Origin of the sequence: Bellilinea sp., assembly GCF_034432615.1 — a bacterium.
Classification (GTDB): domain Bacteria; phylum Chloroflexota; class Anaerolineae; order Anaerolineales; family Anaerolineaceae; genus Bellilinea.
This window is the reverse complement of the sequence record NZ_DAOUBL010000081.1, coordinates 1-2,730: the sequence shown is the minus strand read 5'-3', so window position 1 is coordinate 2,730 and position 2,730 is coordinate 1. Positions and strand designations below refer to the sequence as shown.

Below are 2,730 nucleotides of genomic sequence, written 5' to 3'. Positions count from 1 at the left end.
ATGCGATAGACCCGCCATTCGGTCTTGTCCATGTCCATTACCTCCGTCCAGCCACTCGATATAACTCGCTCCGCCGTGGCCATGCACGGCGACTAAATCCTCGATTTTCAGGTACACATTCAACCCATACGGCTCTCGTTTCCAGCGCAGTACCGCCATCCCGTCCGAAAATTCCACCCCCTCGGCTACCACTCCCGTACCGCTCACCCCTGACGGGTCGCTCTCCCGCACCAGTACAAACCGCCGCATGGATCATCGGCCCTTTAACAATACCCGTATCTTGCTCTTGCCCGCTTCCGTCAGACGCCATGCGCCGTCCACCCTTTCGATCAGGCCGCGCATCTCCAATCTCACATACACCCCCGGAAAGCGGTCTCTCAACCATGCGGCAAGCGGACTGTTCAGCCGCACAAAGTTCAAGCAGCGTGCCTCGACTTCCGTCAAGCCCAACGCTTTGCAGCGGTACGGATTGAATTTGACCATCTCGTTGTCCGGTTCCATTGTTCTGCCTGTTCTCCTCTGTTCTGCCCTGTTCGGCTCTGTTCGCCGTTCTGTTCGCCGAACCATTCCTCTCACTCCATCGGGGCAGGGGAGAGGATCGCCCGCTTCTCCCCCACCGCAAAGTACAACTCTTGCAGGGTCTCATACTCCCCCACAAGATACGTCCCCTTGCCCGGCTGCGTCTCGACATACCGCCACAGCAGCCGCACCGCCTGCGTCCACGCTTCTGCGCTCCAGCCCAACTCGCGCCAGCCGGGGATGCGGCTGCTCCGCGCCCCAACCGCCTGAATGCTCTCCCGCAGCAAGCGCATAACCAGCCGCTTATGCGGGTCGGCCTTGCGCTGGATGAAGCCCACCAGTTCGCCGTTCGCCGAATACGGGATCGGCTCGGTTTCGGTCTCGTCCTCCACATTCGGCAAGCGGGACGGCAAGGCCGGTTGAATCACCTGCACCCGCACCGGCGGAGCGTTCTCCGCCGCCAGCAGCAATGTCCCGGCGCGGCTTTCCACCAACTGCCTGCGCCGCGACTGCCAGGCGATCCACTCGTTGCCCGCTTTCCACACCAGCAGCACCAACACCCCACCAAGGGCTAACAGGGTCAGCAGCAGGATGACCAACGCCAGCAGCCGCAGCAGCCCTTCCTGCCGCTCGGCCTGTGCTTCCCGCTCCGCCTGCCGCTGGACGGCCTGGGCGGTCGCCGTCATGCGGTAGGTCTGCTCGGCCACCAGTAACGCCTGTTTTGTGGCCTCCGCGCTCACCGACTGCCGGGTGGCTTCCACGCTCACCGCTTCGGCGGTCTGCCGCAGGTAACTCTCATAGGCGGCTTGGGTCAGCCGTACCCGCTCTTCCGCCTGCCCGGCCAGCGCTTCGGCAGCCCGGGCGGTCGCCCGCAACGCCGCCGGGTCGGGCGGGGCGTAGTCCTGCGGCGCGCTCACACAGCCGGTCATCAGCAGCAAGAGGATAACAGCGATCCGCTTCACCAGACCAAAACTCCAATGACCATCACAAGGACGATGACCAATCCCAGCAGCGGCAGATAGCCTGCTTGTTTCCGCCGCCATTCGGCGCGGCGGATACTCCCGTCCGCGCTGCGCTCCACCCTGTCCCACACTGCCCGCCGCTCCAGCGGCGGTTCGCCTTCGTAATGCAGCACGACATCCACCTCGCCCGCTTCCCCTTCCAGCCAGCGCAGATTGCGCCGCAAGTCCGAATCGTGCCGCGCCATCTCCGCCCGGCCGGGCAGATGCAGGTGGACCACCTCATCATGGTGTCTGCCCTCGTACCAGCGGCCGTGTACCTCGTCCACTACCGCCATCACCGCGCGGTAGGTGGCGCCCGGGTCGGGGCTGCGGGCTTCCATATGGCGCTCCGGCGGTGACGCCCCCTTTTCTTCCCAGTGCCGTTCGGCGGCAAAAAACAGCACCACCAAGAGCAAAAGCAAGGGTACGATTACGCAGCCGTCCATCGTTTCAACAACTCCACCGACCGGCTTTCCTCTAGCCGGATGACCTTACCCCGCTTGATCATCACCCGCTCGCCGGTCTTGATGTTCTCGAAAACCGTCCCGCTCGGCCAGGGACAGGGTATCTTGCGGGCTTCCTCGTCCCACCCCGGCAACACAATGTCCGTCCAGCGGAAATGCCCGCCGTAGAACACGCCCGGCTCTTCCCCGTTGCGGGTCGGGTCCACCACCACTTTCCAGTAGTAGCCCCAGGGGGTTTGCCACAGCCGCCGCGTCATGCCTTATTTCACCCCCAACCGCCCGGCAATCTCATCCCACAGCGGGTCATCGGCCCTCAGCCCTTCCAGCCGGTACAGCAGTTTAAACTTGCGCTCTTCCCGCTCGCGCGCTTCGGCTTCAAAGGCGATCAGGTCGTCCAGTTCTTGCGGCGTCAGCCCCAGTTCGGGGTTGGCGCAGTCCTCGCAAATGCGCAGCGGCGTGCCGTCCGCCTCTTTGATCCACACCGGCTGGCCCACAATCGGGTCGCCGCAGTTTTCGCAAATCGGATAATCCTCCATCTCCCACGCTCCGCCCTTTCGACATCGGTCGAATAGATTGTTTCAAACTCGATTGGGTTGATTGCCAACAAACTAGTACGGCAGTTCCTCGCCGTCACTTTCCGCCTTGCCGCCGCCCAAAAACTGCACCACCTGGGCGGTCACTTTCAGGCTGGCTTCTGCTTCGCCGTTCTTGCGGGTGTAGGCTTCCACCGCAGGCACACCTCGCAC

At 63.3% G+C, this 2,730-nt stretch carries 5 protein-coding genes and 1 pseudogene; all 6 read right to left on the bottom strand.

Annotation, left to right across the window (positions count from 1 at the left end; genetic code table 11):
• Positions 1 to 249: pseudogene (locus VAE48_RS03830) on the bottom strand (hypothetical protein); the annotation flags it as partial.
• A gap of 3 nt (positions 250 to 252) precedes the next feature.
• Positions 253 to 501: a hypothetical protein gene (locus tag VAE48_RS03825; protein ID WP_322791994.1), complete on the bottom strand. Its 249-nt coding sequence runs from the start codon at positions 499 to 501 to the stop codon at positions 253 to 255.
• 71 nt (positions 502 to 572) lie between these two features.
• Positions 573 to 1,562 carry a hypothetical protein gene (locus tag VAE48_RS03820; protein ID WP_322791993.1) on the bottom strand — a complete coding sequence of 330 codons (990 nt, stop codon included), beginning with the start codon at positions 1,560 to 1,562 and terminating at the stop codon, positions 573 to 575.
• Complete coding sequence (locus tag VAE48_RS03815) at positions 1,478 to 1,966, bottom strand: hypothetical protein (protein ID WP_322791992.1); 489 nt, start codon at positions 1,964 to 1,966, stop codon at positions 1,478 to 1,480. Before VAE48_RS03815 ends, VAE48_RS03820 begins: the two co-directional genes overlap by 85 nt.
• A complete protein-coding gene (locus VAE48_RS03810; RefSeq protein WP_322791991.1) occupies positions 1,951 to 2,241 on the bottom strand; it encodes a hypothetical protein in 291 nt (96 codons plus the stop codon). Before VAE48_RS03810 ends, VAE48_RS03815 begins: the two co-directional genes overlap by 16 nt.
• Before the next feature lie 3 nt (positions 2,242 to 2,244).
• Positions 2,245 to 2,520, bottom strand: a complete 276-nt coding sequence (locus VAE48_RS03805) for a hypothetical protein (protein WP_322791990.1) — start codon at positions 2,518 to 2,520, stop codon at positions 2,245 to 2,247.
• Positions 2,521 to 2,730: the final 210 nt, after the last annotated feature.